The organism is Streptomyces sp. NPDC002734, assembly GCF_040295685.1.
GTDB lineage: Bacteria > Actinomycetota > Actinomycetes > Streptomycetales > Streptomycetaceae > Streptomyces.
In genome coordinates, this window is the sequence record NZ_JBEOVU010000059.1 from 1 (window position 1) to 21,190 (window position 21,190).

At 72.4% G+C, this 21,190-nt stretch carries 21 protein-coding genes and 3 pseudogenes; 9 read left to right on the top strand and 15 right to left on the bottom strand.

Going from position 1 to position 21,190, the window contains the following annotated elements; genetic code table 11:
• Window positions 1-95: pseudogene (locus tag ABT026_RS31450) on the top strand (IS5/IS1182 family transposase); the annotation flags it as partial.
• A 207-nt stretch (window positions 96-302) separates the two neighbouring features.
• Here ABT026_RS31450 and ABT026_RS31455 read toward each other — a convergent pair.
• Both ABT026_RS31455 and ABT026_RS31460 read right to left on the bottom strand, forming a co-directional pair.
• Window positions 303-704: a DUF6009 family protein gene (locus tag ABT026_RS31455; RefSeq protein WP_351118610.1), complete on the bottom strand. Its 402-nt coding sequence runs from the start codon at window positions 702-704 to the stop codon at window positions 303-305.
• Window positions 701-1,249: pseudogene (locus ABT026_RS31460) on the bottom strand (phage/plasmid primase, P4 family); the annotation flags it as partial. The gene ABT026_RS31455 and the pseudogene ABT026_RS31460, both read right to left, overlap by 4 nt.
• A gap of 21 nt (window positions 1,250-1,270) precedes the next feature.
• Between ABT026_RS31460 and ABT026_RS31465 the strand changes: the two are divergent.
• From ABT026_RS31465 to ABT026_RS31475, 3 genes are all read left to right on the top strand, one after another.
• A complete protein-coding gene (locus ABT026_RS31465) occupies window positions 1,271-1,426 on the top strand; it encodes a hypothetical protein (protein ID WP_502968090.1) in 156 nt (51 codons plus the stop codon).
• 305 nt (window positions 1,427-1,731) lie between these two features.
• Complete coding sequence (locus ABT026_RS31470) at window positions 1,732-2,361, top strand: GNAT family N-acetyltransferase (protein WP_351118613.1); 630 nt, start codon at window positions 1,732-1,734, stop codon at window positions 2,359-2,361.
• A gap of 241 nt (window positions 2,362-2,602) precedes the next feature.
• Window positions 2,603-3,700, top strand: coding sequence for a vWA domain-containing protein (locus tag ABT026_RS31475; RefSeq protein WP_351118614.1), 1,098 nt, complete (start codon window positions 2,603-2,605; stop codon window positions 3,698-3,700).
• Between the two features lie 99 nt (window positions 3,701-3,799).
• Here the strand turns inward: ABT026_RS31475 and ABT026_RS31480 are convergent, their stop codons facing one another.
• From ABT026_RS31480 to ABT026_RS31495, 4 genes are all read right to left on the bottom strand, one after another.
• Entirely contained in the window at window positions 3,800-5,026 is a 1,227-nt protein-coding gene (locus ABT026_RS31480; protein WP_351118615.1) for a PP2C family protein-serine/threonine phosphatase, read from the bottom strand.
• Window positions 5,027-5,100: 74 nt separating this feature from the next.
• On the bottom strand, window positions 5,101-5,616 hold the full coding sequence (locus ABT026_RS31485; RefSeq protein ID WP_351118616.1) for a protein-tyrosine phosphatase family protein: 516 nt from the start codon (window positions 5,614-5,616) through the stop codon (window positions 5,101-5,103).
• Window positions 5,617-6,414: 798 nt separating this feature from the next.
• A complete protein-coding gene (locus tag ABT026_RS31490) occupies window positions 6,415-7,167 on the bottom strand; it encodes an alpha/beta fold hydrolase (protein ID WP_351118617.1) in 753 nt (250 codons plus the stop codon).
• A 255-nt stretch (window positions 7,168-7,422) separates the two neighbouring features.
• On the bottom strand, window positions 7,423-7,803 hold the full coding sequence (locus ABT026_RS31495; protein WP_351118618.1) for a VOC family protein: 381 nt from the start codon (window positions 7,801-7,803) through the stop codon (window positions 7,423-7,425).
• Between the two features lie 206 nt (window positions 7,804-8,009).
• Between ABT026_RS31495 and ABT026_RS31500 the strand changes: the two genes are divergently transcribed.
• Window positions 8,010-8,294, top strand: coding sequence for a ScoMcrA-related endonuclease (locus tag ABT026_RS31500; protein ID WP_351118619.1), 285 nt, complete (start codon window positions 8,010-8,012; stop codon window positions 8,292-8,294).
• A gap of 136 nt (window positions 8,295-8,430) precedes the next feature.
• Here the strand turns inward: ABT026_RS31500 and ABT026_RS31505 are convergent, their stop codons facing one another.
• The 5 genes from ABT026_RS31505 to ABT026_RS31525 form a co-directional block, all read right to left on the bottom strand.
• Window positions 8,431-8,739 (bottom strand): hypothetical protein, encoded by a 309-nt coding sequence (locus ABT026_RS31505; protein ID WP_351118620.1) that lies wholly within the window; start codon window positions 8,737-8,739, stop codon window positions 8,431-8,433.
• 90 nt (window positions 8,740-8,829) lie between these two features.
• Window positions 8,830-9,207 (bottom strand): nuclear transport factor 2 family protein, encoded by a 378-nt coding sequence (locus tag ABT026_RS31510; protein ID WP_351118621.1) that lies wholly within the window; start codon window positions 9,205-9,207, stop codon window positions 8,830-8,832.
• A 103-nt stretch (window positions 9,208-9,310) separates the two neighbouring features.
• Entirely contained in the window at window positions 9,311-10,786 is a 1,476-nt protein-coding gene (locus ABT026_RS31515) for an FG-GAP and VCBS repeat-containing protein (protein WP_351118622.1), read from the bottom strand.
• 150 nt (window positions 10,787-10,936) lie between these two features.
• A complete protein-coding gene (locus ABT026_RS31520) occupies window positions 10,937-11,590 on the bottom strand; it encodes a DUF1963 domain-containing protein (protein WP_351118623.1) in 654 nt (217 codons plus the stop codon).
• Window positions 11,591-11,728: 138 nt separating this feature from the next.
• Entirely contained in the window at window positions 11,729-12,649 is a 921-nt protein-coding gene (locus ABT026_RS31525; RefSeq protein WP_351118624.1) for a phosphorothioated DNA-binding restriction endonuclease, read from the bottom strand.
• A gap of 209 nt (window positions 12,650-12,858) precedes the next feature.
• Between ABT026_RS31525 and ABT026_RS31530 the strand changes: the two genes are divergently transcribed.
• Window positions 12,859-13,404, top strand: a complete 546-nt coding sequence (locus tag ABT026_RS31530; RefSeq protein ID WP_351118625.1) for a GIY-YIG nuclease family protein — start codon at window positions 12,859-12,861, stop codon at window positions 13,402-13,404.
• Between the two features lie 394 nt (window positions 13,405-13,798).
• Window positions 13,799-15,568 (top strand): glucuronyl esterase domain-containing protein, encoded by a 1,770-nt coding sequence (locus ABT026_RS31535; RefSeq protein WP_351118626.1) that lies wholly within the window; start codon window positions 13,799-13,801, stop codon window positions 15,566-15,568.
• Between the two features lie 96 nt (window positions 15,569-15,664).
• Here ABT026_RS31535 and ABT026_RS31540 read toward each other — a convergent pair whose 3' ends face one another.
• From ABT026_RS31540 to ABT026_RS31550, 3 genes are all read right to left on the bottom strand, one after another.
• A complete protein-coding gene (locus ABT026_RS31540) occupies window positions 15,665-16,102 on the bottom strand; it encodes a glutaredoxin domain-containing protein (protein WP_351118627.1) in 438 nt (145 codons plus the stop codon).
• Window positions 16,103-16,284: 182 nt separating this feature from the next.
• Complete coding sequence (locus tag ABT026_RS31545; RefSeq protein ID WP_351118628.1) at window positions 16,285-17,496, bottom strand: cellulose-binding domain-containing protein; 1,212 nt, start codon at window positions 17,494-17,496, stop codon at window positions 16,285-16,287.
• Window positions 17,497-17,706: 210 nt separating this feature from the next.
• On the bottom strand, window positions 17,707-18,219 hold the full coding sequence (locus ABT026_RS31550; RefSeq protein ID WP_351118629.1) for a hypothetical protein: 513 nt from the start codon (window positions 18,217-18,219) through the stop codon (window positions 17,707-17,709).
• 186 nt (window positions 18,220-18,405) lie between these two features.
• On the opposite strand from ABT026_RS31550, the gene ABT026_RS31555 reads away from it, so the two are divergent.
• On the top strand, window positions 18,406-19,746 hold the full coding sequence (locus ABT026_RS31555; RefSeq protein ID WP_351118630.1) for an MFS transporter: 1,341 nt from the start codon (window positions 18,406-18,408) through the stop codon (window positions 19,744-19,746).
• A gap of 32 nt (window positions 19,747-19,778) precedes the next feature.
• Here ABT026_RS31555 and ABT026_RS31560 read toward each other — a convergent pair whose 3' ends face one another.
• Window positions 19,779-20,234, bottom strand: coding sequence for a DUF2000 family protein (locus ABT026_RS31560; RefSeq protein ID WP_351118631.1), 456 nt, complete (start codon window positions 20,232-20,234; stop codon window positions 19,779-19,781).
• A 49-nt stretch (window positions 20,235-20,283) separates the two neighbouring features.
• On the opposite strand from ABT026_RS31560, the pseudogene ABT026_RS31565 reads away from it, so the two are divergent.
• A pseudogene (locus tag ABT026_RS31565) lies at window positions 20,284-21,071 on the top strand (helix-turn-helix transcriptional regulator).
• The last annotated feature ends 119 nt before the right edge of the window (window positions 21,072-21,190 follow it).

Below are 21,190 nucleotides of genomic sequence, written 5' to 3' on the forward strand. Positions count from 1 at the left end.
GGTACGTGGACGAGACCGTCGAGGTCCTGGCCGCCTGGGCGCCCGGCCTGCACGAGGCCCTCGTCGGCCTGGGCGAAGGAGATTTCGTCATCGTTCAGTCCGGTTAGGGCCTTGTGCAGGCCGGGTGCCCACGGGGCGAAACGTCCAGGACCTTCGCATAGCGCCAGGCAGTTGCCGCACTCGACCGGCTGCACTGACCACCCCGACCAATGGGGACGGTACGTCCGGGCAGGACAGGGCATCGTCCAGTCCTGCCAAGGAACTGGGGGCCAGCGCGACCTTCGGCTCCGCCGCGGCGAGCCCTAGAGCGGCAGCGTTATGCCCAGCTCCCGCATCGCGCTCGAAGGCGGGCCTCCCTCGGAACGTTCCGTCTTGTAGCCCTTGACGCCCGCGGCGAGGGTGCGGGGGTCGACGGCCTCGGCGGGGGCGCCCTTGGCGTAGAGGCCGGTGGGGTCGGTGTCCCGGTCGTGCGGGAGGAGCCAGAAGACACGGCGGCGGAACGTTCCGGAGGAGCGGGACGGTTTCGCGTCGGGGCTCAGGAGGGCATAGCCCACCATGCGGCCGTCGCGGTGATAGGCCGGCTTGCCCTTGCGCGTGGGGAGACGGTCGAGACTCTGGCGAACGTAGTCGAGGGGCTCGACGTCCTCCAGCCACACGAGCTCGGTCTCGTGGCTGATCTCCTCTTCGGTGATCAGGGAGCTCATGCCGTTCCCTCACCTTCCTGGTCAGCGAGCAGTCCGATGCCCGGGTAGTACTTGCGCTGGTTGGACGTCATCATCTGCTTCGGGCTGCTGAGCCCTACCAGCTCGCGGGTGCGGGCCGCGAAGGCGCGTGACGACATGGCCGGCGCCCCTTCATTCTGGCACCAGGCGCGGTAGGCGGCGTAGAGACCGCTCTGCTCGGCGCGCAGGTTCTCGTCGAGGAGGCAGCACTCGTCGTAGAAGCGGCTGGTATGGTCCTCGGTCTCGGCGTAGGCGGTGGTCGCGATGCGGACGCGCTCGGGGCCGGTGAGGTCGCGGTCGCCGTTGACGTAGCGGCGGGCGCCGTCGATGAGCCAGCCGAGGATGCCCGCGCCTTCCTCGGTAACGAGGATGTCGGCAAGGTTGTCGATCTTCCGGTCGTCGGAGACGGTCCGCTCGAACGGGATGAGGCGCATCCGTCGCCAGAAGGCGAATCCGCCGGTGCCGACCTCGGGCCGGTGGTTGCCGAGCAACCAGAGCTTGTGGGTGGGCTGGAAGCTGAAGAAGTCCACTGGCTGGAGAGGGTCCAGATGACCGACCTCAGCCACCTTGTCGACGACCCGGCGGTCTGGGCTCCGATCCATCGGATCGCCGGAACGCTGGACAAGGCGCTCCCTGAGCTGTTCGCACCGGACTACGACCAGCGGCTCGAGGCCGCTCGACAGCGTCTTCGGCCGCAGGACTGACCGAGCGGCCGAACCGTGCACCTGGCCGCAGCCAGGTGCGGTGCTTGTCCCAGCCGCGACGACGGGCGGCCGGAGGCCGCCCCGCATCCCGACCTGTCGTCCGGTGCCCGGCCCCGCCCTGCCCGGCGGCACCCGTCGCGTCAGGCGGACCCGCCGTGGCTGCCCGGCGGGCGATACGGGGTCCCGCCCCCTGGTGACCGCCTCGCGCCCCCTCCGGACGGGCAGGAGCCGTTCCGTCTCCCCGCTCACCGTCCCGTGGGCGAAGGCCCGTTCCCCGGCCGGGGACCCGGTGTCATGATCGGGCCATGACTGCCGCGCCCTTCGTCCGCCCCTACCGCCCCTCCGACCGCTCCGCCGTCGGCCAGGTATGCGTCCTCACCGCCTACGACGGCGGCGACGCCACCCCGCACTACGCCGACCCGGAGATCCTCCCCCTCCTCTTCGCGTACCCCTACGTCGACCGGGAGCCCGAGCTCGCCTTCGTCGTGGACGACGGCAACGGCGAGGCGGTCGGCTACATCCTCGGTACCGCCGACACCCCCGCCTTCGCCGCCTGGTTCCGCGACCACTGGCTTCCGGCGGCCGCCGACACCTACCCGGCCCCCGGGCCGCGGGACGGGGAGCCCGGCATGGACGAGGTGATGGCCGGCCTCCTGCACAACCCGGAGCGCATGGTCCGCCCCGAACTGCCGCCGTATCCCGCTCACCTGCACATCGACATCCTCCCGGCGTGCCAGGGACACGGCCTCGGGCGCGCGCTGATGGAGACCTTCCTCGACGCCCTCCACGCGTCGGGGGTCGAGGCCGTCCACCTGTGCATGTCGAAGTCCAACACCCGCGCCCGCGCGTTCTACGACCGCATGGGCTTCAAGGAGCTCACCGTCGAGGACGACGGTCCGGTCTGGTACCTCGGCCGCCCGACGGCCCGCGACTGACCTGCGCACCTCGCCCTCGAGGCCCGCAGTCGGGCCCCACCGCCGTGCTCACGCGTTGTCAGTGGTCCTCCCTAGAGTTGGAGACATCAGCCGGACGGAACACACCGTCCAGGCACCGGGGTTCGCGGTCCCGGCGCTTCGCTGAGGGCAGCTGGCCACGCCCTTCGTCCGAGAAGCCGTATCCCCGTACGTCCGTTCACAGTCACGGTCGCGGGGAGACGAACCGAAGGGAATCGACGCGATGAGCACGACGGTGAAGGCCCGCCTCAAGAAGCACCTGGTGAACCATGTCGCCCTGGTCATCGACAAGTCCGGCTCGATGCAGGGGCACTCCGAGCAACTCATCCGCGTCGTCGACGAGTTCGTGAAGGGCCTCGCGGAGGAGTCCGACCGCCTCGGCCACGAGACCCGCATCAGCCTCTACGCCTTCGACCACCTGGTGGAGAACCTGGTCTGGGACATGGACGTCAAGCATCTGCCGTCCATGCGCGGCCTGTACACCGTCGAGAACGGCGCGACGGCGCTGATCCAGGCCTCGGTGAAGGCGCTCGACGACCTCGAGCACATCTGGGAGGAGTACGGCGAGCACAGCTTCCTCCAGGTCGTCGTCACCGACGGCGAGGAGAACGCCTCCGGCGCCGACGAGACCGGCTCGCGCCACGACCACCTGCCCAACGGCCGCGCGCTGCTGGACGAGTGGCGGACCAGGATCGCCGAGAAGCTCAACGGCCTGCCCGACAACTGGACGTCGGCCATCATGGTGCCGAACTCCCTGGCCAAGCGAACCGCCCAGCAGTACGGCTTCCCGACCGGCAACATCTCCATCTGGGACGCGGACTCGGCGCAGGGCGTCGAGGAGGCGATCGGGGCGGTGAAGTCGGCGGCCACCCGGTTCCTGCGCGACCGCGAGCAGGGCGTCCGCGGCACCAGGAACCTGTTCGCGATGGGCCAGGACCTCAGCAGCACGGCCGTCAAGGGCAGCCTCCAGGCGCTGGACGCCGGCAAGTACGTGCTCATACCGGTGGACGAGCAGTCGGCGATCCGCGACTTCGTCACCAGCGCGGGCCACCCCTACACGACGGGCTGCGCCTTCTACGAGCTCTCCAAGCGCGAGAAGATCCAGCCCCGGAAGAAGATCGCGGTCGCGGAGAAGGACCCGAAGACCGGCCGGATGACGGGCAAGGTCTTCACCGGCCCCGCCGCCCGCCAGCTCCTCGGCCTCCCGGAGAGCGAGGTCACCGTCACGCCGGGAAGCAACGAGGCGTACACCGTCTTCGTCCAGTCCACCTCGGTCAACCGCAAGCTGATCCCGGGCACCAAGCTGCTGGTCCTGCTCTGAGACGCAGATCCGCCGCACCCCGCCGCGGGCCGGCGGCGGCCCGCACGGCCGGCCCACGCGGCCGGCCCGTCCAGGGGTTGGCCGCCGCTCCCTCCCCGCTCAGGGCAGCAGGCAGTCCTGGTCCGGGTCCAGCCACTCGGCGAGCAGGACGGTCGCGTCGTCGACCAGTTGCCCCGCGTGCTGGTCGACGACGGCGTGCACGAGTTGCCGCAGCGTCTCGTGGACGGGCAAGTGGTCGGCGTTGTGCCGCACGATGTAGTCCACGAAGCGCTCGAGACCGAACTCCTCGCCCTTCTCGTCCCGCGCCTCGACGATGCCGTCCGTGTACAACACGAGCCGGTCACCAGGCTCCAGTTGCTCCTGCCGGACGGTCACCGGCAGCCCGAGGGCGACCCCCATCGGCCCGGCCGGCGGACAGTACAGCTCCTGGGACCAGCGTCCGGCGCGCAACAGGACAGGCAGGTGGTGGCCCCGGTTGATCCAGGTCAGCCGCCCGGTGCGCAGGTCGAGTTCCGCGAGGATGCCGGTGACGTAGCGGCTGTGCCCGAACTGCTCGATCAGGGCGCTCTCGATCGCCTGCGACGTCTCGACGAGACCGGCGCCCTGGCGGCGGGCGTTGCGGCAGGTGCCGAGCGCCATGTTCGCGGTCAGTCCGGCGGTGGCGTCGTGTCCCATCGCGTCGAACACGGCCAGGTGGAGCGTGCTGTCGGCCACCGCGTAGTCGAAGACGTCACCGCCGACGGCATAGGCGGGCTCCGACACCGCGGCGACCGTGGTGCCGGCGCCCGCGAACGCCGAGGGCGGGGTGAGGTGCCACTGCATCTCGGCGGAGACACTCATCGGCGCGGTCCGGATCAGGCGGGCGTAGGAGTCGCTGAACGCCCTCTTGCTGAGCAGCAGCAGCGCGACCACCGAGGCCAGCGCGTACAGGGCGTCCCGCACACCTTCACCCTCGACGTCCAGGGCGGTGTCCGCGCGGAGCACTCCCAGCCGTTCCACACCGTCGGCGACCGGCATCCACCACCGGCGCAGCCCGCCGTCGCCCGACGGATCCGGCTCGCCGATCATGTCCACCCGACGGTAGGCGAGCCCGGGCAGCGTTCCCGCGATGGAGTACTCCGTGCCGCCCGCGCCCGCGTCCGGTCCCCGGCCGGTGACCTCGCGCAGCACCTTCTCCTGGAGGTCGGACACATGGATGACGACGTCGTGCAGCCCCGCGGCCTCGGCGTGCTCACGCACCATGCCCGGCAGGTCCTCGAGCCTGGCGATATGGCTCGCCACCACGAGAGCGGTGAGGGCCTTGTCCAGTCTTGCCGCGTCGGTCACAGCGGGCTTTCCCTTCCGGCGTCTCCTCCCCGGCGACGTCGCTGGGAGATCCTCCGGCCACCGAGTACCCGCAATCACGGCGAGAATCGTCCGGCACCGTCCGCGTCGCCGCTCAGCCTCGCGGCCCACCTGCGCTGCTCGGAGGTGTCCGGTACGGCGAGGCCACGCGCCTCTTCGATGCGGGTCCAGGCGATCTCCGGGTCCACCCCGTTCAGCACGAGCAGCGCGGCGGCGAGCAGCGACGCCCGGCCGATGCCGAACCGGCAGTGGGTCGCGACGTGCGCGCCCGCGCGCAGCCGCCGGGCGAGGTCGCCCAGCACCGGCAGGACGGCGTCGGCGTCCGGCACCGTGCGGTCAGGTATGGGCACGGCGACGAACCGCAGCCCGGCGGCCGCGGCGGCCTCCGCCTCCCCGCCGAGGCCCAGCTCCACGAGCTCGGGGGACGTCAGCGCGCACACCAGCACGTCCACGCCCGCCCGGCGCAGGGCGTGCATCTCGTCCTCGAGCCAGTCGGCGCCGCGAGGCTTCGCCATGGTGCTCAACCGGCCAGGGAAGTCGGGCAGGCCGACGGTGTACAGCGTGGGACGCATCGCGAAGACACCTCTCGTTGATCGGACCGGGATGACCGGGATGATGGGGATGACCGGGCGGCAGCCGGCGACACGGCGGCGAGGCCTTGGGCCTGGCCCGGGAGTGCGTGGATCCGGCGTGACGTGGCCGCGTCACGGCCGAGGGAGGATCGTGCGCTTCGGCTCGCTCACCTCAGCGGTGAATGCTCTGGAGCGCCCGGAGCCGGGGATGATCGCCCGGGGACGACAACTGCGCAGTGCTCACGAAGCACGGGTGACGCACAGGCGCGCCCATGCGCATCACGTCCGGCCGCGTGCGAGCGGGCCTGGCCCGGCTGCGGGATTCACGGGGGCGGCGGGACGAGTGCCGAGACCTTCGCGCCAGGACCTCGGTCGAACCGGCGCGTCGTCGGCCTGCCCGCGGGACGGCAGGAAGCCGGCGGACGTCAAAGCGGCCGAGGGCCGCAGGGTGGATCTTCCCAGGCGAAACCGGCCGTGTCCACCCGATCGGGCTTCCGCGCCGCCGCGACCTGGCCCTCAACGCGACGAATGCGCGGGCCCCGGCACCCGCTGCCCGCCCGGTCTCTTCGGCGGTGCGGGATCGGTGGGGGTGGTGGGGTGCGAGGCGGCTGGACGGCCGCGCTCAGCGCGGCCGTCACGACGATGCCCCCAGCGGGGCCGCAGCGAGGCCGGGGGGCGCGGTCGGGGCCGCGCCGGGGTCAGCGCCGGCGGCGCCCGATGGGACCTGCCTCCGCGGCCGCCGGAGGCGTCGTACGAGGCCCGACGGCAGCGCCCCGTACGGCGCTGCCGCCGAACGGGTCACCGCTGCGCCAGGAACTCCTCCACGGAGGTGGCGAGGGCGATGGGCGTCTCGTCGATCGCGTAGTGCCCGGCGTTGGACAGCACCTCCACCTCGCAGCGCGGGTACCACTGGCGGAACGTGGTCTCCATGACGTCGGCGCCCAGGGCGGGATCGTGCTCCCCGACGATCACCTTCACCTCGACCGTGCTGCCCTTGATCTCGGTGTGGAAGTCGGTCTTCGCCCAGGCCTGGAGATAGCCGGCCACGGCGTCGGGGGTGGAGTGGCGCCACGACTGGGCGACGACGGCGTCCAGCCATACCCCGCTGAGGCGGTTACCGGTGGTCAGGTCGATGATGGCGCGCCGGTTGGCACGCTCCTCGGCCGCTCCGGAGAACAGCGCCCAGCCCTGGTCGTCGAACGGCACCCCACTGGCCGGTACCGGTGAGATGCCGACCATGGCGCGCACCCGGTGCGGCGCGTCAGCCAGCACCCGCTGCATGACCGCGCCTCCCATCGAGTGACCGACCAGCGAGAACCGCTCCAGCCCGAGGCGGTCGGCCAGCCCGAGGACGTCCGCCGCGGCCTCCTTGAGGCTGTAGTCGCCGGACTCCTCGAGCCGCGACCCGTAGCCGCGGTAGTCGGGGAACACGTACCGGAACCGGGAGCCGTCCAGGTGCGGACGCAACGGCCGCCAGGCCGCCGCCGAACCGAACCAGCCGTGCAGCGCGATCACCGCGTGGGGCCCGTCGCCGTACTCCTCGTACGCCACGCCGTTCGTCCTTCCACCAGGACGCCGCGGAGGACGCCGGCGTCAGCAGGGGCACGCGCGGGACTCACCCACGGCCACGTCGAGGGACGGGGCCAGGCAAGATCCAGCGGTACCGATAGGAGCCTTATTGTCCCGACCTGACCCCCCGTTGGAAAGGCTGCCGCCCGGACTGATGGCGACTCCTGCGAAGTCGACGAATCGCCATGTCGTCACCGCACGCCGTCGCCACCGCAGAGCAGTGCCGACGCGGGGGTGTCAGACCGGGTCGATGCGCGCCCTGAGCAGGCAGAACTCGTTGCCCTCCGGATCCGCGAGGACGTGCCACGACTCGTCACCCGTCTGCCCGATCTCGGCCGGACGGGCGCCGAGGGCCAGGAGACGTTCGAGCTCGGCGTCCTGCTCGCGGTCGGTGGGGTTGACGTCGATGTGCAGGCGGGACTTCCCCCGCTTCGGCTCGTCGCTGGGGCTGAGGATCAGCGTCGGCTGCGGGCCGCCGAACCCCTCGCGCGGCCCGACCTCCACCGACCCGTCGTCCTCACGCCCGAGGACGACGAAGTCCAGGACCTCGCACCAGAACCGCGCGAGTACCTCCGGCTCGCGACAGTCGAGGACCAGCTCACCGATCCGACATGCCATGAAAGCGCCCCACTCTCAGCCCGGGAACCGCCGGAGGGCCGCCCGCACATTCCACCGGGCTCCAGCGGGATGACCAGTGGCGCAGCGTAGCTGACGGGCAGGCCACGTTCCGGGACCGTTCCCCCGGCGTGCCACCCGGACCGATTCGCGCTGCCCTCAATCGGCAACTCCCCACGCAGGAGGGGAGTTCGGCATAGGCTGCGCCCATGGCCCTGGCAGACATCACCCGCACCGCCGTGGAGCAAGCGATCCGCGAGTACGACCGTCTCGGGCAGGACGCCTTCCTCGAGCGTCACGGCTTCGGCAGGTCACGCCAGTACCTCCTGGTCCACGACGGCCGGGACTACGACTCCAAGGCGATTCTCGGCGTGGCGCACGGCTTCCTTCCCGGCCGCGCACCGCTGACGCCCGATGAGTTCTCCGGGGGCGTCAACGGCAAGACGGTCGACCACCTGCAGAGGCTCGGCTTCGAAATCCGCTCCGTGGGCTGATATTCCGGTGAGTCTTGTCGCCGCACTGACGGGCCAGGAGGACAGCCGCCGCAAGCCCAACAGGGAGCGACCCTGGCCACCGCGCATCGGTCCATACGCTCAGGACAACGACCGGCCCCCTGGAAGTCGCAACGCCTCAGAACCCCGCCATGGACTTGTCGAGCACCCCGCCAAGCGCACCGTAGACGCTGCAGCGAACCGAGTGCCTTGCCCTGCGGCGGAGCCCGATCCCGACGAGGAACGACAACACGAAAAGCCCACCGAGAATCATCGCCACCAGCGGCACATGGACGGACGCGAAGTACCCGACAACCGTCCAGACCAGGATCGGCAGGAGGGAGCCGCGCAGCACCGTCCAGAACCTGACCCGGTTCCGTCCCGACGGCAGAACGCGTCCGTTCCACACCTCGATGTGGTTCCTGGTCACGCAGTGCTCAGGTTTCATACGGTCATCCCACCGTGGACAAATACAAGTTGGTGCGGTGATCCGGCCTCGGGGCGACCCTGGAGGTCACGCCATGACCGCGCGAGGGGGCTACCGCGCCCCGGCCGGGTTGACGTCCTCGCCGAGGTAGGTGCCGTACCCCTCACGCACCAGCGGGCCGTCGAAGATCAGGACCTCGTTGACCAGGCCGCCCTTCTGGTTGCGGTAGTTGACGACCAAGCAGTCGACGCCGACGTAGCTGCCGACGACCTCGAACCGCAGGTCGGGGATGCGACGGAGGCCCTCGGTCCAGTAGGCCCGCAGCGCCTCCTTGCCGCGCATCACCCCGTCGCCGCCGAGCAGCTGGGCGGCCACGGGCGACCGGAACGTCACGTCCTCGGTGAAGTGCGCCAGCAGCGCGTCCAGGTCGTGCGCGTTCCAGGCCGTCACCCAGGACTCGGTCCACAAGCGTGCCGCAGCATGATCCATGCGGGCATTGTGTCATTGCCGGGGAGCCGCACCTCGTCGGGTGATCGAGGCGCGGCTCACGTCAACTGGCCCATGTCTGGAGCACGTTGCACGCCGAAGCGGGCTAGGGGATGATCACGCCCGGGCCGTTGTCGCCGCTCAGGTTCCAGCCGAACCACGCCTTCGCCGCCGGCGCCCCGATGTCGACCGGGTTCACGGCGACCGACTTGGACGCCGTCACGCCGGAGGTGGCTCCGCGCAGCTGCCAGACCGCGCCGCCGTTCACCACGGTGCCCAGGTTCTCGCCGGGCGCGCCGGCGACCAGGTCGGCCTTGCCGTCTCCCGTCACGTCGAGCAGCCGCACCGAGCCGCCGAACACGTCGCCGGACTCCGCGACACCCGGGACGCTCGTCGTGTCCTGGTGGAAGGCCTGGGCACCCGTGCCGGTGAGCCCGCCCTTGCCGCCCTTGAGCACCACGACGGCGCCGGCCCTCGCCTTGGAGCCGATCGCCTCACCGGGGACGCCGACCGCCAGGTCGGGGTAGCCGTCCGCGTTGACGTCGCCCGCGCTCAGCCGCCCGCCGAACTCGTCACCCTTCTCGCTGACTCCCGGCACGCCCGACGTGTTCTGCGTGATCGTCCTGGTACGCGTCGAGCTGGGTCCGGACGCGGAGCCGTAGAAGATCTTGACGGTGCCGGGGTCGTCCTCGAGGTTCTCCGTGATGCCGTTGGGGAAGACCCGGGTGGCGAGGTCCGCGTAGCCGTCGCGGTCGAAGTCGGCGACGGCGGTGCTCGACGCGGAGGACAGCCGCGAGGGGACCGTGGACAGGCCGTCCGCGCTGCCGAGCCACAGCTTGCCGCCCTCGGCGTGGTTCTCGTAGACGTAGAAGGTGGCGAGGTCCTCGATGCCGTCGCCGTTGAAGTCGCCCACGGCGGTGGAGTTGATGTTGTTGTCGGTGCTGTACACCAGCAGCTGCTGTTCGCGGGCGGGGACGCCGTCGCGGCCGATGGGACCGTAGAGCACGTCGTGGTAGTCGTACTCGTCGCCGTGGCGCATGAACAGGTCGGCGTGACCGTCGTGGTCGAAGTCGCCGACCGCGAGGTCCTCGCCGACCTCGGAGTTCGCCGGTGCGGCGATCCGGACGGCGCCCTGGCCGGAGACGCCGGTCGTCCGGCCCCACAGCACGACGACCGCACCGCTGACGTTGGTGTCCTCCTGGTAGTCGCGGGTGGCGACGGCCAGGTCGGTGAGGCCGTCGCCGTCCAGGTCACGGGCCTCCAGCGCGTAGCCGAACACCTTGTTCTCGCCGGACGCGCCGGGGACGCCGGCGGTGTCCTGGCTGATGGTCGTCGTCCGCGTGGGATCGATGCCGTGCGCGGAGCCGTAGCTGATCGTGACGTAGCCGGCCAGCGGGTGGCCGCCGACCTTCGCGCCGGCAGCGGAGACGGCGACGTCCTGGTAGCCGTCCCCGTCGAAGTCCTCGCGCACGGTGGGGGCGGCTGCCTCCGCGGAGGCGGTGCCCGCGAGGACCGGGACGCCGAGCGATCCGATCAGCGCGGCGGCCACCGCGGTCGATATGGCGGGTCGGCGGAGCGCCATGGTGTTCCTCCTGGGGAAGCGGACGAGGGCGGGGCGCGGTGCGCGCGGGTGTGCCTCACCAGGAAGACACACGGAAACGGCCGATGGTTGTGCGCCCAACGGCAGGTGAAGCGGAAAGGGAGCCGGCACCTCACGGGAGGGCCGCGGACCTCAGCACTGCCAGAGGAACGCGCTCCCCCGGCACGGCCCGCACACGAAGGCGTACGCCGCCCCGCAGCCGCCGAAGTTCATGTTCGTGGTGTGGTCCGGGCCCTCCTCGAGCTGCGCCGCCAACTCCATCCCCCGGCCGCACCCGGGGCAGGAGGGGGTCTCGTCGGCCTGCAACCAGTCGGGGCGGCCGCCCAGCTGCCCGAGGAGGTGCCCCGGTTCCCTGCCGTCGGCCCGTACCCACTCCTCGTACGCGTCCCCGTACGTCTCCTGCGGCGACTCCACCGGCCGCACGGCGTGACAGGCGCCGAGAAGGACCGTCTCCGGGTCGTCCACCTCCGGGGCCGTCATCGGGGTGAGACCGTCCACCGGGAACAGGAAGGAGGCGTTCGCCCCGCCGGTGGGGCTCCACGCGTCGCACATCCCGGGATCGGTCTGGCACATGAACACCGCCATGACCAGCTCCGCCCGGCCGCCGTCGCCCCGCAGCGGCCGCGCCTGTCCGTCGAGCAGGAGCTGCGCCAGGAACTGCATGGGCCCCTCGCACTCCACGCAGGTCGGCCAGGCCGTCCCCTCGGGCGCCAGTGGCAGACCTCCGGTACGCGTGACCAGTGCGTTCGGCTCCTCGGGTCCGGCGTACGTCATCAGCGTCGTCATGCCCCGGACATTACGACAGCCCCGTCGCGGGCCATGACGACGCCCTGCGCCGCAGGACCGCCGGAGCCTGCGCCGCCGCAGCAGCGCCGGTGCCCGCGCCGCAACGGCGCCGGCCCCCACACCGCGTCCGCGCGGTGCTTACGCCGCCGCGGCGCCGGCGCCCTTGAAGACCTGCCGCGCGTGCCAGTCGACGTGCTCCGGCTCCGGGCGGGGCCTGCCGGGACGAGGGAGGGCCACCGGCTGTCCGTGGAGCATGTCCGTCGCCCTCGCCGCCGCGCTCCGGGCCACGTACAGGGGTGAGACCTGGATGCGCAGGTCGGGCAGGATTCCGAGGACGCCGACGTCGAAGAGGGTGTGGTGCAGCGAGCAGAGAGCGAGCCCGTTGCCGAACTCGTCCGGTCCGTCCTGGCTGTGCCAGCGCACGTGGGCGGCCTCCAGCCCGACGGGGTTCCGGCCGAGCGCGCCGTCGAACCCGCAGAACGCGCAGGCGTACGCATACGCCTGCAGGACCTCCTCCGTGAAGGCGGTCCGCCGTCGCCTGCGGCGCGTGGCGGGCAGCTCGGCGGGCTCGGCGAGGCCTGCCGGGTCGAGGCCGATCGCGTCGCAGATCACCGTCTCGAGGGCGGTGGTGAAGTGCTGCTCCATCAGCAGCCGCACGGCCTGGCCGAGCATCCCGGGCTCGGTCAGCAGCAGTTCAACCTCGGGCCGCAGCCGGCCGTGGGCCCCTCGGTCCCGAAGCCACCCGCGCCGCTCGGGGGCGCCGGGCCCGATCTCCTCACCGTCCTTGTCCCTCAGGTCCCACAACTCCCGCTCGAGGTGGACGAACGGCATCGCGGCCCGCTGCCGCGCGGCCGCCGGGCTTCGCACCGCCGGGCCGAAGTCGTTGATCAGTCTGCTGACCGGTTCCTCCGCCATCTCGTACGACACCTCGGTGCTTCCCGTCTCCGCGAACCGGCCGAGCAGCCAGAGCACGAGCAACGGCTTGTGCGGCGCCCGACTGCCGCCGATCCGGGCGCGCCGCAGCAGGGAGAGACGGTGCGTCAGCTCCTCGCGCGTCATGCGTCCCGGTCCGGCCGCGCCCACGAGCTCCCCCACCACGCCCCCTGTCGGCGATCACACGACACCTGGTCCGCCACCGTACCCGGCAAGGCTCTCCGTCGGCTTACCGGATTGCCCCACCCCCTCACAGATGTACGGCACACCGATGTACGGTGTCGCTCTTGTCGCGCCGTGCCGCGGAGCGACCTGTTCCTGTGGGGGGAACCGACATGGAAGCCGACGTGCTCACGCGTCCGGACAGGTTGTGGTCGGTGGACGAGGTGATGTCGAGTCCCGGCCCGGTGCCGGCGGCGGCCGGGGTATACGGCTGGCACTTCGACGAGGCGCTCCATCCGGCCCTGGAGGGGCGGGGGTTGCTCTACGTCGGCATGGCGCCGCGCTCCATGACGAGCCGCGTCAGCAGGCAGAACCTGCGGACCCGCGTGCGGTACCACTGCCGCGGCAACGCGGAGGGCTCCACCCTCCGGCTCTCGCTCGGCTGCCTGCTCGGCCTGGAACTGCGGCGGGTGGGCAGCGGCACGCGCATGACCTTCGGGCGGGCCGGAGAGGCGGAGCTCAACCGGTGGATGAGGGCACACGCCCGGGTCTGCTGGGTGGAGCACGAGACGCCCACGGTGCTCGAGTCCCGGCTCATCGCCCAGTTGGACCTGCCGCTCAACCTCGACCAGAACCGCCGGAACGAGTTCCACGCCGTACTGAAGGACCTCAGGGCCGCGGCCAGGCTCAGGGCCCGGGAACTGCCCGTCGGGGAGTAGCCGGCCGACCGGGAAAACGCCCGAAACATTCGGAAAGTTTCGGGCTTGTCCTGGATGTGGCCGGATGAGCCCATCGCACGACGGGGCGGAAGGGCCCGGGAGACCGGTTTCCGCCGATCCGTCCGGCTGGGGCGGCCGACGGTACCGGGGGTAGGAGGGCGAGAACGGCCAACCTGAGACGGGTGGTACCGGGGCGTTGTCACACCCCGGCTCCGTTCCTAGCCTGAAAGCGCTTCCTCCCCGGCCGGGCGCCCCCAGCAGTCCGTGCGCTTCGCCGGCCAGGAGGTGTCTCTCCGGTGCCGAGGAGCTCCACCGGGCCGGAGCGCACCGTCCCCCCACCTGGCGCGCCCCCGGGCCACCCCTGCCCGGCCGTGCGCCCTCCTTTGGAGGTCCTATGCGCTTACCCCTGCACCGACCCTGGGCGTGGGCCGTGGCCGCGCTCGCCGCGACCGTCATCCTGGTGCTGACCGCCCTCGATCCACGGGCCGACGCCGCGACCCGGGCCGACACCACCGCTGCCCCGGCCGCTGCCGCCGCGGCCGTCGAGGACGAGGGCGCCGACTGCGCCGTCGGGAGCACGCCGTCCGGTTCGGACGCCAAGCTGCCCGACCCGTTCAAGCGGATCGACGGCACCCGCATCACCAGCAAGGCCGACTGGCGGTGCCGTCGGGCGGAGATCAGGGAGCTGGCCGAGCGCACCGTCTACGGCCAGAAGCCGGCGAAGCCCACCGTGTCCGGCACGGTCTCCTCCAGCAGCATCACGGTGAACGTGTCGGACCAGGGCCGCAGCGCCGGCTTCTCGGCCAAGGTCGAACTGCCCAGCGGCAGCGGTCCGTTCCCCGCCGTGATCGTCGTCGGCGGGCTCGGCGCGGACACCGCCACGATCAAGGCCGCGGGCGCGGCCGTCATCAGCTACGACCCGCTCGCGGTCGGCCGTGAGGGCACCGCCCGCAACAACAAGCAGGGCGCCTTCTACACGCTCTACGGCAACACCAGCTCCACGGGCCTGCTGATGGCCTGGTCGTGGGGCGTCAGCCGGATCATCGACGTCATCCAGCAGTCGGGCGCCGGCGTGCTGAAGGGCGACGCGCTGGGGGTCACCGGCTGTTCCCGGTACGGCAAGGGCGCCTTCGTGGCGGGCGCGTTCGACCAGCGGATCGCCCTGACCATGCCCGTCGAGTCGGGCACCGGCGGCGCGCCGATCCTGCGTGGGGTCAACGGTGAGAGCGGGGCCCAGTCGTTGAGCAGCGCGTACGGCGAACAGCCCTGGCTGGGGGACGCGTTCAGCTCGTACACCTCGAGCCCGAACAACCTGCCGGTGGACACCCACGAGATGATCGGCATGATCGCTCCGCGCGGCCTGTTCGTCATGGAGAACCCGCACGTCGACTGGCTGTCCGCCAAGTCCGGCAGCGTGGCCGCGCTGGGCGGCGCGGAGGTCTACCGGGCACTCGGCGCCCAGAGTTCGATCTCCTACTGGTCCGACGTGCAGGACGGCACCCACTGCGCCACCCGGTCCGAGTGGCGCACGCCGATGACGCAGAGCATCAACGCCTTCCTGAAGGACTCGGGGTCCGGGCCGGGGGTCTTCCGGATCGCCGGGTCCAAGGCCGGCAGCCTGTCGGGGTGGCGGGACTGGACGACTCCGACGCTCGCCGACGGCGGCACGTCCGGAGGGAGCAGCACGGGCACCACCGGCAGCACCACGTCCGGCACGACCTCGGGCACGACGACAGGCGGCACGTCGGGGACGACGACGGGCGGCACGACCGGGGGGACGACCACGGGCACGACCTCGGGCACCACGGCCGGGACGACGTCCGGCACCACGGGGAGTACGGGAAGCACCGGCGGCGCCCCGGGCGCGGGCTGCTCGGCCACGCACCGCACGGTCAGTTCGTGGAACGGCGGTCACCAGGGTGAGGTGACCGTCCGGAACAGCGGCACCGCCTCGGTGAGCGGCTGGTCGGTCGGCATGACGCTCGGTTCCGGCCAGAGCATCGCCAGCCTGTGGAACGGCGTCAACACCGGGACCAGCGGCGCGGTGACGGTCCGGAACATGGCGTGGAACGGCACGCTGGCCGCCGGGGCCACCGTCACGTTCGGCTACACGGTCGGCGGCGGTACCACGGCTCCGTCCAACCTGACCTGCACCGCTTCCTGACCGCCTCTCCCCCGCGGCCCGCCTGCCGCCCCGCCTCCGGCATCCGCACCGCCGGGGGCGGGGCGGCCCGTGCGTGCGGGGACGTGCGCGAGGAGTTCAGGAGCGGCGGGAGAGCTGTGCGCGCACCCAGGCCGGATCGGGGTTGGTGTGCGGCCGGCCCGCCACGACGACGGTCGGCACCGTCTCGTCGCCGCCGTTGGCCTCCCGCACCGCCGCCGCGGCGGCCGGGTCGCGCCAGATGTCGACCCAGTGCAGACGGCCGGCGCTGGTTCCGAGGCGGATCCGGAGCCGCAGGCAGTAGGTGCAGCCCGGGCGCCAGTAGACGATCGGCCGTCCATCGGCCGCGCTCCGGCGCTGCGCCTCGGCCGCGTCGAGCGACCGCGGGAAGACCAGGGGCGAGAGGAGACCACCGAGGAGGACGAACAGCAGCAGGAAGACGGCGGCCTCGACGGGCTCTCCTCGGGATACCCGGGGAGCGGCGAGGGCGACACCGCAGAGGACGCACACCATCGACAGGATCCAGGGGCGCAGCATGGCGCGAGCCTAGCGGGGCGCTTCGACGCGCCGTCACCGGGCCTACCGGCGACGCCAAGGACCCGTGCCCGCTGGGAGAACGGCCCCGGCCCCCAGGCGGTTGCCCGCCGGAGGGCCTGGGCCCGGGCGGCGCGGGTCAGCGGTTCCGCGCCGTCCGGGTGGCAGGGGCGTGCGGGCCCCTGTCAGCAGGTGACCTCCGAGCGGCTGACGGCCACGTCGTCGAACCACAGGGTGTCGTCGCCGACGCCGTAGCTCTCCCAGCCGAGCCGCAGGCCGGTCGGCCGCGGGGCGGTGGTGCGGGACAGCCACTGCTGGTCGATGTCGCCGGTGGGGACGCCGTCGGCGTGCAGACCCGGAACCTGCTCGCTGCCCAGCCAGGTGTCGAGGTTGCCGTTGGAGGTGTCGATCTTGAACCGCAGGCACTGCCAGCTGCCGGTCGGCAGGGCCCGGCTCTGGGCGACGCCGTTGGGGCTCTGGGCGGGCAGCGTCGCGTCGTCGATCTCACGGTTCCACTGCAGGGCGCTGTTCTGGCCGCCGACGCGCAGGGTCTTGCCGCCCTGGGAGCTGTCGGGCATGGAGACGAAGGAGACGTGGGCGGCGGGCAGCGCGGTGGTGTGCCGGACCCACATCTTGACCCACATCACGGGGCCCACCGAGGCGATGTCCTTGGTGGTGGCGAGGAAGGCGTGGTTGCAGTAGCCGGCCTTGCCGTCGACGCGGACCGACTTGCTGCCGCTGTGCGCGACCGAGCCGTCGACGCTGACCTTGCCGGTGCCCTGGCAGTCGGGGGCCTCGAGCTTCCAGTTCCCGGCCGGGGTCGAACCGCTCTGGTCCTCGAACCCGTCGCAGATCACCGCGCCGCCGCAGCCGCCGCCCGGCGGGTTGGTCGGCGGCTGGGAGGTGGTGGGGGGCGTCGTGGGAGGCGTCGTGGTCGGGGTGCCGGGGTCGGTCGGTGTCACGGTGCCGTTGCAGGCGACGCCGTTGAGCGCGAAGCTGGTGGGCGTGGGGTTGGAGGACTGGTAACTGCCCTGCAGGCCGAACTCGGCGGAGCCGCCGGTGGCCAGGTTGCCGTTCCAGCCGGAGCCCACGGCGGTGACGTTCTGCCCGCTCTGGGTCACCGTGGCGTTCCAGGCGGAGGTCACCTTCTGGTCGCCGCCGTACGTCCAGGTCAGACGCCAGCCCGTGACGGCGGAGCCGAGGTTGGTGACCTTGACGGCGGCGGTGTAGCCGCCGGTCCACTGGTTCACCGTGTAGTCGACCCGGCAGCCGGAATCCGCGGCGTTGCTGCTGGGAGCGGTGACCAGGGCCACGAGGAGAAGACCGACGGCGGCGAAGGCCGCCAGGAACGCCGAGACCAGGGGGCGTTGGCGTAATCGGGTGGGGTGAGTGCGCACGTGTTCCTCCGTGGGGGTGCGGGTGTGGGGGTGCAGGAGTGATGGGAGCGCTCCCATCTCATCTCAGCGACTCCGCACCTGCCCTGTCAACGCATGCGCCGGGCATCTTCTCGTCAAGATTGCCGTTGACGCGATCCTGTCCCGCGACGCCGTCCGGGGGAACGGCTCGCCGTACCGAGGCGCGCGGCGAGCCGGCCGGGCGGCTCCGTCTCACTCGGCGAGCGGCTGGATGACGAGCTTGAACTCGGCGAAGGTGAGGTTGATCGGGCCGGGGGCGTTGTGGGTGACCCGCACGGCGAGCGGGACGCCGGGATTGCAGACGATGCCCCACACCTTGACCCAGTACTCGCCGCCGATGGTGGGCGCGCGGTGCTCGGTCGCCGTGGTGTCGACCGGGCCGGCCAACTCCAGCGGGTCGCGCGCGAACTGGTCGCGGTACTCGGTGGCGCCGGTGCTCTCGGCCCACTGGAGCATGGCGTACAGCTGACCCCAGCCGCGCACCGACGGCCAGATCAGTCCCGACCGGTCGTCGGACGCCCAGTCGGTCACCGTGCGGCCGTCGGGCTGCGCAGCCTGGTGCATCCCGTGGGGGTCGGTGGACTCGGCGGACCCGAACGGGAACCGGACGATCCGGTAGGTCGGGCCCGGCTGGATGCGCTGGGGGGTGCTCACCTTGAGCGACGACAGATGGACGCCGGGGCCTGCTGGGTCGCTGGCGGGCATGGGGCGGGCTCCCTTCACCGAAGGCTGTGCTGGCTCGGTCTCCGTCAGATCAACTGCCCTGCTGCGTTCAGGTTATGGCCTGCGCGGGCACCGGCCGACCCTCTCCGTACGCCTGCCGTCGCGGCGGCGACGGCCGTACGCTCTGCCGGGTGGGTGGTGCGGGCAACCGGTGGGAAGGGGCGCCGCGTGGGCTGGGTGGGAGGGCGGGTCCTGCGTGACCGCGAGGTGGCGTTCTACCTGGGCGGTGTCGTGGTCTCGGGCTTCGGCAGTTCGGCCATGGCGCTGGCGGCCGGGGTGTGGGCGAAGTCGCTGACCGGGTCGGACAGTCTGGCGGCGCTGACCACCTTCTGCGTGTGGGCTCCTCTGCTGGCCGGTCCGCTGATCGGCACGGTGGCGGACCGGGTACGGCGCCGGCCGCTGCTGGTCCTGGTCAACCTCGGGATGGGCCTGGCCCTGTTGCCCCTCCTCGGGGTGGACGAGAAGGACGACGTCGCGCTCCTGTTCGTCGTGCTGACGCTGTACGGCGTCGGCACGGTGCTGCTGGACGCCGCGGAGGCCGCCCTGGTGGCCGCCGCCGTGCCGGAGCCGCTGCGCGGCGACTTCAACGGTCTGCGGATGACGGCGAACGAAGGCATGAAGCTGGTGGCGCCGCTGGTCGGCGCGGGGTTGTTCGTGCGGTTCGGTGGCGCCGGGGTGGTCCTGCTGGACGCCGCCACCTTCGTGCTGGCCGCGGCGGCGTTCGCCCTCATGCGGGTGTCCGAGCCCGTTCCTTCCGCCGCCGGCGCCCCGCACCGGGTCGCGGACGCCACCGAGGGGATGCGCGGCCTGTGGGCTCGTCCCGCCCTGCGGCGTCTGGTCCTGGCCGGTGCGGCGACCATGGGTGTGGCCGGGCTGAACGGGGCGGCGGTGTACGCCGTCGTCGACGCCGGACTGCACCGTCAACCCGCCTTCGCCGGAGTGCTGTACGCGGTGCAGGGCTGTGGCTCCGTACTCAGCGGACTGTGCGCCGGTCCCCTGCTGCGGCGCGTGCCCGAGCGGGCGTTCGCGGCGGCGGGCATCGCGCTGTTCGCGCTGGGCGTCGGCCTGCGGGTCGTCCCGTCGGTGCCGGTCTCGCTGCTGGCCTCCGCGCTGGTGGGGGCTGGCCTGCCCTGCGTGCTGATCGCCGCGATGACCGCCGTGCAGCGGGAGATCCCGGCCGAGCTGCTCGGCAGATCGGCGGCCACGGCGAACACGCTGTTGTTCGCACCGAACGCCCTGGCGCTGGCGGCGGGGGCGGGCCTGCTCGCCCTGGTCGACCACCGCGTCCTGCTGCTCGTGGCGGCAGCGGCGGGGGCGGTCGCCGCGGCCGTGTGCTTCCCGGGCCGCGGCGCGCGACCGGACGCCGCCGGGTCGACGCCGCCCTCGCTCATGGGCCCGGAGGCGGTCCTGACCCCGGAAGCGGCCCTGGACCCGGAGGCGGCCGAGGACGTCGGGGCGCGGGCCACGAAGGCCGAGGAGGGTCCCCCGGAGCACCAGGGCCCTCGCTGACCGCGCCCTCGTCCGCCGCCGGCGCCCTCGCGTCAGGGATGCATCCGTGCCCCCTTGAGCACCTTGTCCACCGCGTTGCGGGGCCCGTACACCGCGAGGCCGACGAGGTCCAGGTCGTCGCGCGGGACGGCACGGACCGCGGCGCGGTTGTCGTGGTCGTTGCCGGTGGCGAAGAGGTCGGAGGTGAAGACGGCGCGGGGCAGGTCCCGGGAGAGGGCGCGGCCGTGCGCTGCGGTCATCGTCTCCTTGGCGGCCTCGAAGACCAGGACGGGCTGGCGGAACATGGGCAGGTAGGGCGTGCCGTCGGCGTCGGCGTAGGGCTCGCCGACGACCTCGGGCAGCTCGGTCCCCAGCCCGCTGACGAGGAACGCCGTCACGTTGCGGCGCTGCCAGGGCGCGAGGTCGGTGCGCAGCAGGACGGCGATCTTCGTGTCGAAGCGGACGGGCGGGACGGTGGCGACGCCGGTCGTCGTCGTGTCGGATCTCATGGTGCGAGCGTGGCCGCCGGGCCTTCGTACCGTCTTGTACGTTCTTGGCATGCAGGTACCGACGGGCCCGGAGGTGACCGCGTGGCGGCCGGGGATCCCGGGCGTCGTCGAGGTGTTCCACGCCCGGTTCGCGGAGCACGCCTATCCGATGCACGTGCACGACGCGTGGACGCTGCTGATCGTCGACGCCGGCGCCGTGCGGTACGACCTCGACCGGCACCGGGGGCGCGGCACGCCGCGGGACGTGGTCTCGCTGCTGCCGCCGCACGTCGCGCACAACGGGGCGCCGGCCACGCCGCTGGGCTTCCGCAAGCGGGTCGTGTACCTGGACCTGAGCGTGCTGGAAGCGAGCCTGATGACCCGGTGCTGCGGCGTCGGGTGGGGCAGTTGCACGCGGCGCTGGGCCGGTCCGGTGACGAACTGGAGGCGGAGAGCCGCCTGCGGTTGATCGCCGAGCGGCTGCGGGAGCACCTGGGGCCGCCCCGGGCCTCCACGGCGCCGTCGGCCACCGGGGCCGCCGCCCGGGGCGTCGCGCACCGGCTGCGGGAACTCCTCGACGAGCGGACGGTGGAGGGCGTCACGCTGGACGAGGCGGCGCGGCTGGTCCACGCGCACCCCACCCATCTGGTGCGGGCCTTCGCGGCGGCGTTCGGGATCGCGCCGCACCAGTACCTGACGGCCCGTCGGGTGGAGCGGGCCAGGCGGCTCCTGCTGGACGGCCGGCCCGCCGCCCAGGTGGCGGTCGCGGCGGGCTTCCACGACCAGTCCCATCTGACCCGGCACTTCAGGCGTCACCTCGGTGTCACCCCGGGCCGTTACGGACGAGGGCGGGCCTGATCCGGTGAGGAGTGGTCCGTCGGGCGTCTGCTCCAGCCTCTCCTTCGCCTGGCCCGACGAGACGCCGGTCTTCGACAACCTGTCCTTCACCGTCAGCACCGGCCGCACCGGCTTGGTCG